Raw genomic sequence first — 13,993 nt, forward strand, 5'->3', positions numbered from 1 at the left:
ATCCAAAAGTAAGAAAAGATTAGTTACTTTTTTTAAGTAAGATTACCGAGTTTTTTTGAATGTCTACAACTTGGGTCATAAACTTTTTTAAATACGGGTAATATTCTGGATCGTAAGTGGCTTCTTTAAAATCTATTTTAAACATTAAGTTTAACGTATTACCAACTTGCTTTACGCTAAAAAGCATTTGCCCGGTATTGTTAGGTAGCATGATTTTTTGATTTTCTGGTACTTCTATAACTTTATAATTATCGTTTAATTCTATTTTAAACATATAGAAATAACTGTCTCTATATCCGAAATCGATAGGGTAGGTTCTTTCTTGTAATTTAAATGGGTTTTCTTTAAAAAATTTTATAAAAAATGGGTTTAGATATATATTATCTCCAGCACTATCAAAAGTATATTCTATGTTATAGGATTCTTTAAAATCGTTACTTGTTTTACCATTACTGGTAATTTCAAAATCTGATATGTCTATATATGGAAAGCTATTTTCTAGTTCGTCTAAATAATCATTTTGATTAGAATAGTAATCCTTTTTCTTATATAGCGCATGATACCCCGTTCTTTTAGATTTTATGGAACCTACAAGTAAATCGTTTTCATCAAATTTTAGATTTGCTTGATAAAAGATGTTTGATGGTGTGTTTGGTTTTATTTCTAACCATGAACTACCATTTTTAAAATCGAGTAATCTGCCATAATGGTTAAGGCAATTATAAGGTATGTCTCCAAAGTTTAAATAACTATCTGTGGCATCTAATAAATAGTTTTTCTCGTTTATGGTGGCTTGCACAAGTAGATAATTATAATCGTAAATTACAGGAAAAATAGTTGTTGGAAAACCATTGCCTCTGGTTGATACGAGTACGGGTTTAACAGCTATACCAACATCTCTTAATAAGTTATGCAGTAGAATATTTATTGAGGAAACATTACCTGATTTGTTTTTTAAAAGGTCTTTTATAGATACATCTCTGTATATTTTATAATCGCCATTCCAGGTATAATTGTTTTGTACATAACGCTGAATGGCCTGTGCTTGCTTTAGTTTATCGGATTCATTTATAATATCACTACTTAATAACGTGTTTATATCGACAGATTTTTTTAGTTGTTTGCCTATTTCTTTATCGGTTCTAAACTCGCGGTCTACATCTTTCCATGTTTTGGTATAATGTTTTACACTACCGTCTGTATCTCGAAATGTTTTTAAATCATACTCAATTCGTGCTAAATAATTGTGCTTAGTAGTCATATACTCTTCTTCAACAAAAGCAGGTATATTTTTCATGGCATAAACATTTTCACTACAATCTGCAGTTGCGCCATTTCGCATTATTAAACATTCTTTTTTAATTTCAGAAGTGTTTGTAGTTAGCTTTTTTCCTCCTATCAATTTAGTGTGAAACAGCCAATTTCCTGGTATGCTGGCATTGTATTCGCTATATAATTTAGGGATGTCGTCTTGGAAATACCAACCTTTATAGCTTGATACGAATGGAGATATTATTTTATAACTATAATTTATTACAGATCCTTCCTTTAAATTTGGTAAAGTAAATTTAACCAAGGTATAGTTGTCATCGTATTTTTCTGTGAAGATATTTTTTTGTTCAAGTTTTGTTTTTATTACTTCATCTCCATCTTTATTGTAAGTGGTAGCAATAACATTTTCTACTTTTTCCGACTTAGTTTTGTTATTATACAAATAGACCTCTACAGTTGCATTTTCGAACCCTTCACGGTTTAAAATTTTTATTTTGTGCTTTTTTTCGGTTATTAAATCGTAATCATTTTTATCTACAAAACTTTTTCCAACTTCATAAATAACTAAAGCATTTGCCGTAGAGTCTTTTACAAACGTTTTACTTTCAATATCTCCTAAAGTTACATTGTAAGATTCTGAATTATAGTTTTCTTGAGTATATCCCTTAATACACAATAATAGGAGTAGAAGTGTAGCAATGCTTTTCATGTGTTATTCTATTGAAATTATTTTTATTCGTTTGTTTCTCCTTAAGTAATTTTGAATAATGTGTTGTGTGTCTCTATTATTTTCCATTGGTGTAATAATAGACTCTAAAACCTCAAGGTTGTTAATTTGATAGTTTAAGTTAAAGAAACCTATACCTTTAAAAACGCCGTTTTCGATTAATATGGCACTACGTTCGTCGACTTCTCGACCTCTATCTACAATGACCATATTCTTGTTTTTGTAACTGTTTTTTTCAATAAGTGCTTCTACACGTTTGTTATAAGATTCTGGCGATTCTTTTTGTATACATGCACCTTCGCAGTTTTTTATATCGTAATTAAAGCAACTGGTTTTGGTCTTGTATAAGCCAGTTAGTTTTTGGCATAAATTATAATCTTCGACTGCTTTAGTTATAAAACTCTTACCACTTTGGCGATTGCTAAACGTAGTTATGGGTTTTTTACGACCATCGGCAATATCAATTTTTAAATTGATATACCCGTTTTCGTCTTTAAAAATATATAAAGCATGTGTAAAAATAGAACGCCTTAATGCTCTGTTATATAGCGGTTTAATCTTTTTAATTTCTTCGCTTTCTTTTAGGAGTGCCACTAATTCACTTCCTGTAGCTTCATAAGTTACTGAGCCTACTTTAGATTGTATCTTTTTTGATTTAGCATTGGTGCCTGTAAAATGCTGATTGATGCGTTTTTTAATGTTATTACTTTTACCAATATAGATGATGTCTCCATCTGGTTTGTGAATGTAATATACGCCTGTAACAGAAGGTAAATCGGCAATAATATCTAAATGCTTGGGTTCTAATTGACGTTTTGGATTAAGTCGAATAGATTTTTGAATGATGCTTTTTGTCGTGTCTTTGGCTAATAAGAGTTTAAATAACTTTACGGTTGCTAAGGCATCACCAGAAGCCCGATGTCTATCTGTAACAGGAATACCAAGAGAACGTACTAACTTCCCTAAACTATAGGATGGCTGGTCTGGTATTAATTCTTTAGAAAGCTCAACACTACAAAGTGTTTTACGTTCATATTCGAAACCTAAACGTCTAAATTCTGTACCTAGAATACGATAATCAAACTGAGCATTATGTGCTACTAGAATACAATCTTCGGTAATTTCTACAATACGTTTTGCGACTTCATAAAATTTTGGAGCGTTACGAAGCATGTTACTGTTAATACCTGTTAGGTTGACTACAAAAGGTTGTATGTCGCGTTCTGGATTTACAAGACTTATAAATTGATCTACTACTTCATGGCCATCAAACTTATAAATAGCAATTTCTGTAATGCCTTCTTCATTGTATTTACCTCCAGTAGTTTCTATGTCTAAAATTGCGTACAAATAAAAAAATAAGTTAAAAGTTAAAAGCTAATAGTTAAAAGTGAGTGCATAAAGTTATTGATTTTTTGTTTTCTCTTTTAATAGTTAACTCCTTAAGCCAAATATACTACTTCCTACACGAACCATAGTACTTCCACAATCTATTGCTAATTGATAATCGCCACTCATGCCCATGCTAATAATTTCTAGTTTGCAATATTCAGTTTGAAGCCCTTTTAATGCATCAAATGCAAATTTTAAACGATTGAATTCATTTTCGATTTGACGCTTATCGTCAGTAAATGTTGCCATTCCCATAACACCAATAACACTAACGTTTTTTAATTCTGAAAATTTTTCCGATTGAATTATTTCTGAGGCATCTTCAAATGACATTCCGAATTTAGAATCTTCGGTAGCTATTCTTATTTGAAGCAAACAATCAATAGTCCTATTGTGCTTTTTTGCTTGCTTATTTATTTCTTTTAGTAATTTGAAGCTATCTACACCATGAATTAAATTAACAAACTCTGCCATGTATTTTACTTTATTGCGTTGTACATGACCAATCATGTGCCATTCAATATCTTTAGGCATGGCTTCATACTTCTCAGCCATTTCTTGAATTTTGTTTTCGCCAAAAATGCGTTGTCCAGCGTTGTAAGCTTCCATTAAGTCGCTTATAGGTTTAGTTTTAGAAACGGCCACTAGGGTAACATGTTCTGGTAATATAGATTTTATGTTTTCTAGGTTTGCTTTTATGCTCATTTATTTGGGTTTGTTGTTAAGTTGTTTGTTGTTGAGCTGTTTTTATAAACGACTTAACAACTAAACGAATAAACATTTTAATATTCATATATAGTTATTCCACTCCTTAATTTTGGCAGAATATAAGTGCTTTTAGGAGGCATTTTTAAACCTTCGTTAGCAATACTTTTTATTTGATTTATATTTGCAGGACACATGCCAAATCCAACTTTAAATGTGCCACTATCAACATGACTTTTTATAGTTGTCATTTCATCTCTGCCATTTACATATTCAATAAGGTCATCATTTCGTAAATCATCTATACCTAAAATAGGTTGTAATATGGTTTTAAATAATAATTGTGCATCAAGATTATCTAGTGCTGTGTTAAATTTATGTCTTGTCTTTCTTAGGTAAAGTGAATAAAACTCGCCATCTAAATACATGCTAAAATGATGTGGTTTTGATGGATTATAAGGGGTAACACCTCTGTTTTCAATTCGATATAGATTGTCTAGTTCTATTAGGAATTGCTCTTTTGTTAAGCCATTTAAATCTTTTATTAAGCGATTAAATTCATGAATTACTAAATCGGATTCTGGTATGAGATACGACATAAAAAAGTTGTAAGCTTCACCACCGTTATGATCTTTGTTTTTAGCTTTTTCGTCTTTAGCTAAAAGCGAAGAAGATGCAGATCTATGATGCCCATCCGCAATATAAATACTTTCCATTTTCTCAAACTCTTCTTGAATAAATTCAATACACTTAACATCATCAATTTTCCATAAATAATGGGTGTCTCTGTATGTCATTGTAAACTCAAATTCAGCATGATTTTTTTGAGTGTCACTTATAATTAATGCAATAGCATCATTATCAGGATAGGTAAGGAGTACAGGTTCTGCATTAAACCCAACAGTTTGCAAATAATTTTTAAAGGTTTCTTCACGTTTTGCAATAGTGTCTTCGTGTTTTTTTATAATATTTTGCTCGTAATCTTGTGCGCTAGTTGCAGCTATAATACCATTAAATTCTTGTCCTTGTCTGTTAACTATTTTATAAACATAAAACGACGGTTTTTCATCTTGAATAAAAACGCCATCTTCTTTAAATTCTAAATACCTGTTTCTAACTAATTTATAGCGGTCTTCTCCAGTAATTACTTGATCGTATTTATATCCAGGATTTATTATATGAAGAAAACTATAAGGGTTATAATCCATTCTTGACTCACGTTCGTTAACCGTATAACTTTGGTAGGAGCGTGCAGCTACCAAACCTACAATGGCTCTAGTTGGTCTTACTGCTTTGAATGGGATTATTTTTGCCATGAACTATAGTTTATAGTCTCAGTATTCAGTCTTTAAAGTAATAAATTGTAATCTGACACTATTGGTGTTTACTTCAAAAACTGTTTAGAAATCTTTTCCGCTTTTCGGCTTTCTGAATAATCATAAAAACCTTCTCCAGATTTAACTCCTAGTTTGCCAGCCCTTACCATATTAACTAGAAGCGGGCAAGGTGCATATTTAGGGTTTTTAAACCCATCATGCATAACGTTTAAAATAGATAAGCACACATCTAAACCAATAAAATCTGCTAATTGTAATGGGCCCATGGGATGTGCCATACCTAGTTTCATAACCGTATCAATCTCTACAACACCGGCAACACCATTAAATAAAGTTTCGATAGATTCATTAATCATTGGCATTAAAATACGGTTAGCAACAAACCCAGGATAATCATTTACTTCTACAGGATCTTTTCCTAAAGATTTAGAAAGTTCCATTATAGTATTTGTAATTATATCGCTTGTATTGTAACCTCTAATAATTTCAACCAGTTTCATAATAGGCACCGGATTCATAAAGTGCATCCCAATAACTTTTTCCGGTCTTGACGTAGCAGCAGCAATTTGAGTTATGGATATGGAAGATGTATTGGTAGCCAAAATGGTTTGTTCTGAGCAAGCATCATCTAACTCCTTAAAAATTTTTAGTTTTAAATCTAGGTTTTCGGTGGCTGCTTCAACCACTAATTCTGCAGTTTTAACACCTTCTTTTAAATTTGTAAAAGGTGTTATATTATGTAGTGTATCTGTTTTTTGTTGCTCAGTAATTTTTTCTTTCGCAACCATACGATCTAAATTGGTAGCAATAGTCTTAATGCTTTTATTTAAAGCGTCTATGTTTACATCGATTAATTGAACTTTAAAACCACTTTGAGCAAAAGTATGAGCAATACCATTTCCCATAGTACCAGCTCCAATAACAGCAACATTTTTCATTTAAAAAGCATTTATGATTTGAGTAGCAACACGAAGTGCTTCAGTACCATCATGTAGAGAAACAATAGGTGTTGTATTATTATTAATAGCATCAGCAAACGTTTCTAATTCATCTAAAATGGAATTGTTTTCTGCTACAGATGGGTTGTCAAAATATATTTGTTTTTTTACTCCTTCGGCATTTTGCAAAATCATATCAAAATCTCCAGGCGTTTCTGGAGCATCTTTCATTTTTACAACCTCACATTTTTTAGTTAAAAAATCAACAGAGATATAAGCGTCTTTTTGAAAGAAACGTGCTTTACGCATATTTTTAAGCGAAATTCTACTAGCAGTTAGGTTAGCCACACAACCATTTTCGAATTCTAACCTGGCATTGGCAATATCTGGTGTGTCACTAATTACCGAAACACCACTTGCCGAAACATTTTTTACTTTAGATTTTACAACACTTAAAATAATATCAATATCATGAATCATTAAATCTAAAACCACAGGAACATCTGTCCCTCTTGGGTTAAATTCTGCCAAACGATGTGTTTCAATAAACATAGGCGAATTAATTTCTTCTTTAACAGCAAGATATGCTGGGTTAAAACGCTCAACGTGTCCTACTTGTCCGCGTAAATCATGTTCTGCTAAAAGGGTTCTAATATGTTCAGCTTCTTCAACCGTATTTGTAATAGGTTTTTCTATAAAGACATGTTTGCCTTTTGCTATAGCTTGTTTAGCACAATCGTAATGCGATAAAGTTGGTGTAACGATATCTACCATATCAACGGCTTCAATTAAAGCATCAATAGAATTGAAAAACTTATAACCAAATTCGGCTTCTACTTTTTTACCGTTTTCCTCATCGGCATCATAGAACCCAACAAGGTTATATTTTTCAGATTGTTTAAGAAGTCTTAAATGAATTTTCCCTAAGTGACCAGCACCAAGAACTCCAGCTTTGAGCATAATATTTACGTTTTTAACAAAAATAAGATATTTAAAAGAAGAGGTTAAGTTTTTAGTCTAAAATTTTAGGTTAAAAACTGTGAAAAATTAAATCTGAATAAATAGTTTTAAGCTTGAAAATCTTTACTTAAATTTAGCAAACCAAACGCCACCAGAATTGAAAGACACTTTTAAGCACCAAGGATTAAGACAACAGCTCGTTAACATATTAAAAAACAAAGGCATAACAAATTTAAGTGTGTTAAATGCTATAGGGAAAATACCTAGGCATTTGTTTATGGATTCTAGCTTTTTGGACCACGCTTATCAGGATAAAGCGTTTCCTATTGGAGCAGACCAAACGATTTCTCAACCTTATACCGTGGCATTTCAGTCGGAATTATTGCAAATTAAATCTGGAGATAAAATATTAGAAATAGGAACTGGTAGCGGCTATCAAACAGCTGTTTTGTGTGAATTAGGCGCGAAAGTTTATAGTATTGAACGCCAAAATGAATTGTTTAAAAAAACCAGTAAGTTTCTTCCAAAACTGGGCTATCGTGCTAAAAAATTGATTTTTGGTGATGGTTACATTGGTCTTGAAGAAGAAGCACCTTTTGATGGTGTAATTGTAACGGCAGGCGCACCATTTGTTCCTAAACCTTTACTTAGTCAATTAAAAGTAGGAGGTAAGCTTGTTATTCCTGTTGGTGATGATGTGCAGATTATGACGATGTTCACACGAAAAGGACCAAAAGAATTTGAACAAGAGGAGTTTGGAGAATTTAGATTTGTGCCTTTGTTAGAAGATAAGAATTGATTTAGAGTCTTAACTATTATCCTAATTTTGAATGGTATTTACTTTTTTATAAAAATACCGAACAATTCGTTACCCTTTCTAGATTCAATAGAATTGAAACATTTTTCGAAAGTTTTTAAATTAAAAAAAGGAGTTAAATAATTATTATATTCTTCTTTTGATCCTCCAAAAGGGCGTTTTTCCATATCAGTTGACAACGGAAAATTAAACCATAAACCTACGAGTTTACCATTAGCTTTTAATAAATCATTCATTTTTTCGGCATACTCTTGCCTGTTTGATTTGGTAGGTGGAAAAGAGCAGAAAAAAGTTTGCTCTAAAATCAAATCGTATTGTGCTTTATGATTAAAAAAATCACCTTGAATGGTTTGGTTAGAAGGAAAATCTTGAATTCTATTATGAAATGCTTCAAGTGGTTCTCTAGAAATATCTAAAACATATACATTTTTAAAACCTTTATTAAAAAGGTATTCAGCCTCATAGGCATTACCAGCTCCGGGTATTAATATTTTTAAATTTTTATTTTCTAATTGATCAATATATGCTTTTAAAGGTGTTGAAGGCTTGCCAATATCCCAACCTGTTTGGTTTTCTAAATAGCGCTGTGTCCAGAAGGCTTCTTCTTTTTTAACAATGTCTTGATTATGCATCTCTAATTATTATACATTTCTGGAATAGGGTTTTCATCACTTTCTTGCGCCCAATAAATATTAATAACCCACCAACGTTTACCATCATTTAGTAATTGAATACTATTAATACCTCGCATAAATGGTGTGCTATCCGCTTCAGTATAAAAAGATTCATAAGTACTAAATACTTGGGTGATATTACCAAAAGCATCAACTTTTCGGTGTATTTCCTTTTCAAAAAAGCCGTTTTTTACTAGCCATTTTCCAGAGCCTTTAATATAATCATCAGGCGACATATAACGCACTATATAATTTCCAGATTTATCTTTGCCCGAAGGGATTAATTTTGCATCTGGTTTAAAAAGAAATTTAAATTGTTTCCAATTTCTTTTTTCTCCTTTTTCACCAGAAATGACTGCGTATAATGTTTTTATAGTGCTGTCTAGAGTTAAAACAGACGTGCTATCTATAGTAAATTCAATTTGTTCATTATCAGAATCAGCATCCTTGACTTTCTTTTTAGCTTCGTCTTGTGCCTGAAGGTTTATAGATAAAACACTTACTATTAAAAGGAATAATAACTTTTTCATATTAAATTTTTAAGAAGGGAAATTACTAAAAATTAATAATCTAAAGCGTTAAGAAATGTATAATACTACTTATAAGCCTTCTTAATTCTATCAAGATCACGTTTATTATCTCTGTCTTTAATAGTTTCTCGCTTATCAAATAATTTTTTACCTTTTGCTAATGCAATGTTGAGTTTTGCATAGCCTTTATCATTAATAAATAAATTTAGAGGAATAATTGTTAACCCTGTATTCTGGACTTCTTTATTAAGTTTTTTAAGCTCTCTTTTATTTAAAAGTAATTTTCTTGTGGCTTTAGGTTTATGGTTGTAATAATTTCCAAAAGCATATTCTTGAATAGTCATATTTACAACAAATAGCTCACCGTTCTCACTAAACTCACAAAAACTTTCAGTAATAGAAGCTTTACCACTTCTAATAGATTTTATTTCAGTCCCAGTTAGTACAATACCAGCTGTGTATTTGTCTAAAATCTCGTATTGAAAGCGTGCTTTCTTGTTTTGTATGTTTATGTTTTTTTGCATGAAGCACAAAATTACATAATTTATTGGGAGAATTTGAGTTGAATCTATTCAAAAGTTAAAGAAAGATTAATCCGTTTTTAGATTTCATAAATACTCCTATTTTAGCCTAATATGAAGAACTTGCTTTTATCACTTGTATTATTGGTTGTGTTTGTGTCATGTAAAAGTGTTGAAAAACATAATGCCCTTATTACCAAATTACACCCTGTAGAAGATTTGCATAACGATATTGATAAACTCTACAAGCAATTAAAAAGGAACCACCCGAAGTTATATCAATACACATCAAAAGAAGTATTAGATTTTAAATTTGATAGTTTGAAAACGACTATAAACACACCAATTACTTCTCGTGAATTATATAAAAAACTTGCACCTGTAGTAGCTAACATCAAACAAGGGCATGTTACTGTAGGATCTTTTAATAAATGGTTTACTAAAAAAGAGCGAAAGGATTTAAAGAAAAGAAAACTTGAGTTTCACGATTTAGATTTCGAATATTTAGAAAATAAACTTTGGGTAAAACGAACTTTCGGAAAAGATTCATCTATGGTAGGTTCTGAGGTTGTTACTATAGATGGCGAACAGGTAAATGATTTAGTAAACACTTATAAAACACGATTTGCATCAGATGGATATAACACCACGTTGCATAATCGATTTGTAGGTAAAGGTTTTGCTAGGTACTATAATAAAGACAAAGGGTTTATAGATAGTTTGGAAGTTACATTTAAAAACAAAGATTCCGTTTTTTCAAGATTATATAAACGCATTTATAAAGATGATAAAAAGCCGAAGACAGATTCACTTCAAACAAAAAAGAAATCTCGTGTAAAGCTATCAAAGTCTGAAAAAAAGGAAAATAAATTAGCAAATAAGAAAAAAAGAAAAGACCATAAAAAATACGGGTTCATATCAAAATCAAAAGAATACACTCGAAATTTCAATTTTATAGGGAAGGATAGCTCGGTAGCTTACATGAAGATAAGAAGTTTTTCTAACAGAAAATATAAAAAGTTTTATAGGGAGAGTTTCAACCAACTGGCATTTTTAAAAACTGAAAACTTAATTTTAGATTTAAGAGACAACGGCGGCGGACGTATATCTGAAATAGATTATTTGTATTCTTTTTTAACAGATAAAAACTATGTTTTTATTGAGCCTATAGAAGTTAATAGCCGATTGCCACTTACAAAATCATTGATAAGCAACGGTAATTCCACTTTTGTGAACATTATTGGCGCACTTACTTATATAGATCCAATTTCACTTGGTTACCAGTATTTTAATACTAAAAAAGTTGATGATAAGATATATTATAAAATGAAATATAATAAATCAAAAAAGCCAAAAAAAGCTAATTACAAGGGGAAATTATATGTTTTGATAAATGGAAATTCTTTTTCGGCATCATCATTAATTTCAACTCATTTAAAAGCAACTAAACGTGCTACTTTTGTTGGTGAGGAGACAGGTGGCGCCTATAACGGATGTGTTGCAGGTTTATATAGAATATATAAATTACCAAACACAAAACTAAATATAAGAATGGGTTTAATGCAAATTGAAACTTCTCACAAACAAACACCAGATGGTTTTGGTGTTAAACCCGATATTGTCATTTTACCAAATTTAGTAGACAGACAATTAGATATTGATACAGAATTGGAGTGGATTGTAGAAGATATTCATAAACAGGAATGATTCCTTCAAAAAAAAAATAATCTTTTATCAGCTTGAATCTAAATTTGTATTTTTGGTTTTAGATTTTTAAAAAAGAAAACTTCAAAATTATTATATGAATTCATACGATGTAGCCGTTATTGGTTCTGGTCCAGGAGGATATGTTGCAGCAATCCGTTGCGCTCAATTAGGCATGAAAACTGCCATTATAGAAAAATACTCAACACTTGGTGGAACGTGTTTAAATGTAGGTTGTATTCCAAGTAAAGCACTTTTAGATTCTTCTCACCATTATGAAGATGCCGTAAAGCATTTTGAAGAACATGGAATTGAAATTCCTGGTGATATTAAAGTGAATTTAGAAAAAATGATTGCTCGTAAACAATCTGTTGTAGATCAAACTACAGGAGGCATTGATTTCTTAATGAAGAAGAATAATATTGATGTATATCAAGGCTTAGGAAGCTTTAAAGATGCTACTCATATTACCATTTCTGGAGAAGAAACTACAGAGATTGAAGCAAAAAACACGATTATTGCAACAGGAAGTAAGCCATCAAACTTACCTTTTATTGAGTTAGATAAAGAACGTATTATTACATCTACTGAAGCCTTAAAACTTAAAGAAATACCAAAACATATGATTGTTATTGGTGGTGGTGTAATTGGTTTAGAGCTTGGTCAAGTTTACAAAAGGTTAGGAGCAGAGGTTTCTGTTGTAGAGTATGCTGATAGAATTGTACCAACAATGGATAAAGGCGTTTCTAAAGAACTTAATAAAGTTTTAAAGAAACAAAAGATGAAAATGAATGTTTCTCATCAAGTAAAATCTGTTGAGCGCGTAGGAGATGAAGTTATTGTAAAAGCAGATAACAAAAAAGGAGAAGAAGTAGAATTTAAAGGTGATTATTGTTTAGTGTCTGTAGGACGTAAACCATATACAGATGGATTAAATACTGAAGCTGCTGGCGTAAAATTAGATGAAAGAGGTCGAGTAGAAGTAAACGCACATTTACAAACTTCGGCATCAAATATATATGCTATTGGAGATGTTATAAAAGGTGCCATGTTAGCTCATAAGGCTGAAGAAGAAGGTGTTTTTGTAGCTGAAACTTTAGCTGGACAAAAACCACATATTGATTACAACTTAATTCCAGGTGTAGTTTATACATGGCCAGAAGTAGCTGCTGTTGGTAAAACAGAAGAACAACTTAAAGAAGCAGGTATAGAATATAAAACAGGGTCTTTCCCAATGCGTGCTTTAGGAAGAAGTAGAGCAAGTATGGATTTAGATGGTTTTGTGAAAATTTTAGCTGATAAAACTACAGATGAAATTTTAGGTGTTCATATGGTTGGAGCTCGTGCTGCAGATATGATTGCTGAAGCTGTTGTTGCGATGGAATATAGAGCATCTGCTGAAGATGTTTCACGTATGTCTCACGCACACCCAACGTTTACAGAAGCTATTAAAGAAGCCGCTTTAGCAGCTACTGAAGATAGAGCTTTACATATTTAATTATATTTTTATTAAATAATAAATGCAAAAGCAACCTTTAAAGGGTTGCTTTTTCTAATTAGAGTAACGTTATGAAAAGAATAGTAATAGTTTTATTTTTTATTGGTTTAAATTCTTGTTCTCCAAAGTTGCGTAGCTCGATTGTAAAAGAATATCCCGAATTATCTAAAACCGAATTGGTTGTTGTATTAGACATTGTAGACGATCAAATAATAACTGGCGAAAAAATTGGAGAAATAAAAGCGACTGACAATATGCTTTCTAACAATTGTTCTTACTATGAAAATTTAGAGAATCTAAGAGGACTAGCAAGAAAATCTGGTGCAAATCTTGTAAAATTAACGAAACATAAACCAGCCGATAAATGGAGTAGTTGCCATAGGCTTTGGGCAAATATTTATAGGGTTAACAAAGCAAAGGAGTATGAGACTGAGATTGAATGGACACCAGATAGGAAATTAACATGGGATGATTTTAAAGGAGAACCAGATAATGAAACTTTCCCTAACGCTGTAGCTGTAACAAATTCTGCTATAAGTTTTGAATCTGGCAGTTTTAACCCTTTTAAAGATGGAAAGGTTTTTGTTCGAAATATGTTTAACACTAATGGTAGTTGGGTTATACCAAAAGGTAAAACAGATTATGTTTTAAAACACGAACAAATCCATTTTGATATTACTGAAATTTACACTAGAAAACTTAGAAAAGCATTAATTGATGCTAATGTAACCACTAAAAATTCTTGTAGAGCCTATGATATTTTTAATTCCATTAAAAATGAATGGGAAGAAAAGCAAGAACGGTATGATTATGATACTAAGAATGGTGTTAAAAAAGAAACTCAAGAAGAATGGGAAGCTTTTGTAATGCTTGAGTTAATAAAATATGATTTATATAAATACAACTAACTAAAGTATT

Annotated in this window: 13 protein-coding genes; 4 read left to right on the forward strand and 9 right to left on the reverse strand. The window is 31.3% G+C overall.

Annotated elements, in window-relative coordinates:
* Positions 1–19: 19 nt before the first annotated feature.
* The 6 genes from SJY43_RS10975 to SJY43_RS11000 all read right to left on the reverse strand — a co-directional run bounded on the left by SJY43_RS10975 (position 20) and on the right by SJY43_RS11000 (position 7,331).
* Positions 20–1,981 carry a DUF3857 and transglutaminase domain-containing protein gene (locus SJY43_RS10975; RefSeq protein ID WP_396600784.1) on the reverse strand — a complete coding sequence of 654 codons (1,962 nt, stop codon included), beginning with the start codon at positions 1,979–1,981 and terminating at the stop codon, positions 20–22.
* A gap of 3 nt (positions 1,982–1,984) precedes the next feature.
* The gene (locus SJY43_RS10980) at positions 1,985–3,349 is read right to left on the reverse strand and encodes an exonuclease domain-containing protein (RefSeq protein ID WP_396600785.1); all 1,365 of its coding nucleotides are present in this window, start codon (positions 3,347–3,349) and stop codon (positions 1,985–1,987) included.
* 84 nt (positions 3,350–3,433) lie between these two features.
* The gene (locus SJY43_RS10985) at positions 3,434–4,096 is read right to left on the reverse strand and encodes a YggS family pyridoxal phosphate-dependent enzyme (protein ID WP_396600786.1); all 663 of its coding nucleotides are present in this window, start codon (positions 4,094–4,096) and stop codon (positions 3,434–3,436) included.
* 77 nt (positions 4,097–4,173) lie between these two features.
* Complete coding sequence (locus SJY43_RS10990) at positions 4,174–5,412, reverse strand: DUF1015 domain-containing protein (RefSeq protein WP_396600787.1); 1,239 nt, start codon at positions 5,410–5,412, stop codon at positions 4,174–4,176.
* Positions 5,413–5,480: 68 nt separating this feature from the next.
* Entirely contained in the window at positions 5,481–6,371 is an 891-nt protein-coding gene (locus tag SJY43_RS10995; RefSeq protein WP_396600788.1) for a 3-hydroxyacyl-CoA dehydrogenase family protein, read from the reverse strand.
* Entirely contained in the window at positions 6,372–7,331 is a 960-nt protein-coding gene (locus SJY43_RS11000; protein ID WP_396600789.1) for a Gfo/Idh/MocA family protein, read from the reverse strand.
* 157 nt (positions 7,332–7,488) lie between these two features.
* Here SJY43_RS11000 and SJY43_RS11005 point away from each other — a divergent pair, with 157 nt between their 5' ends.
* Complete coding sequence (locus SJY43_RS11005) at positions 7,489–8,130, forward strand: protein-L-isoaspartate(D-aspartate) O-methyltransferase (protein WP_396600790.1); 642 nt, start codon at positions 7,489–7,491, stop codon at positions 8,128–8,130.
* A 38-nt stretch (positions 8,131–8,168) separates the two neighbouring features.
* Here the strand turns inward: SJY43_RS11005 and SJY43_RS11010 are convergent, their stop codons facing one another.
* The 3 genes from SJY43_RS11010 to smpB form a co-directional block, all read right to left on the reverse strand.
* The gene (locus SJY43_RS11010) at positions 8,169–8,780 is read right to left on the reverse strand and encodes a methyltransferase domain-containing protein (protein ID WP_396600791.1); all 612 of its coding nucleotides are present in this window, start codon (positions 8,778–8,780) and stop codon (positions 8,169–8,171) included.
* 2 nt (positions 8,781–8,782) lie between these two features.
* Positions 8,783–9,352 carry a hypothetical protein gene (locus tag SJY43_RS11015; protein WP_396600792.1) on the reverse strand — a complete coding sequence of 190 codons (570 nt, stop codon included), beginning with the start codon at positions 9,350–9,352 and terminating at the stop codon, positions 8,783–8,785.
* 65 nt (positions 9,353–9,417) lie between these two features.
* A complete protein-coding gene (gene smpB / locus SJY43_RS11020) occupies positions 9,418–9,876 on the reverse strand; it encodes an SsrA-binding protein SmpB (protein ID WP_396600793.1) in 459 nt (152 codons plus the stop codon).
* 111 nt (positions 9,877–9,987) lie between these two features.
* Here smpB and SJY43_RS11025 point away from each other — a divergent pair, with 111 nt between their 5' ends.
* The 3 genes from SJY43_RS11025 to SJY43_RS11035 all read left to right on the forward strand — a co-directional run bounded on the left by SJY43_RS11025 (position 9,988) and on the right by SJY43_RS11035 (position 13,983).
* Positions 9,988–11,580, forward strand: a complete 1,593-nt coding sequence (locus tag SJY43_RS11025) for a S41 family peptidase (RefSeq protein ID WP_396600794.1) — start codon at positions 9,988–9,990, stop codon at positions 11,578–11,580.
* Between the two features lie 94 nt (positions 11,581–11,674).
* A complete protein-coding gene (gene lpdA / locus SJY43_RS11030; protein ID WP_396600795.1) occupies positions 11,675–13,075 on the forward strand; it encodes a dihydrolipoyl dehydrogenase in 1,401 nt (466 codons plus the stop codon).
* A gap of 71 nt (positions 13,076–13,146) precedes the next feature.
* Positions 13,147–13,983: a hypothetical protein gene (locus SJY43_RS11035; protein WP_396600796.1), complete on the forward strand. Its 837-nt coding sequence runs from the start codon at positions 13,147–13,149 to the stop codon at positions 13,981–13,983.
* Positions 13,984–13,993 lie beyond the last annotated feature (10 nt).

The sequence above is a fragment of the Algibacter sp. R77976 genome, from assembly GCF_044594645.1.
In the GTDB taxonomy this organism is placed as follows: Bacteria; Bacteroidota; Bacteroidia; order Flavobacteriales; family Flavobacteriaceae; genus Algibacter_B.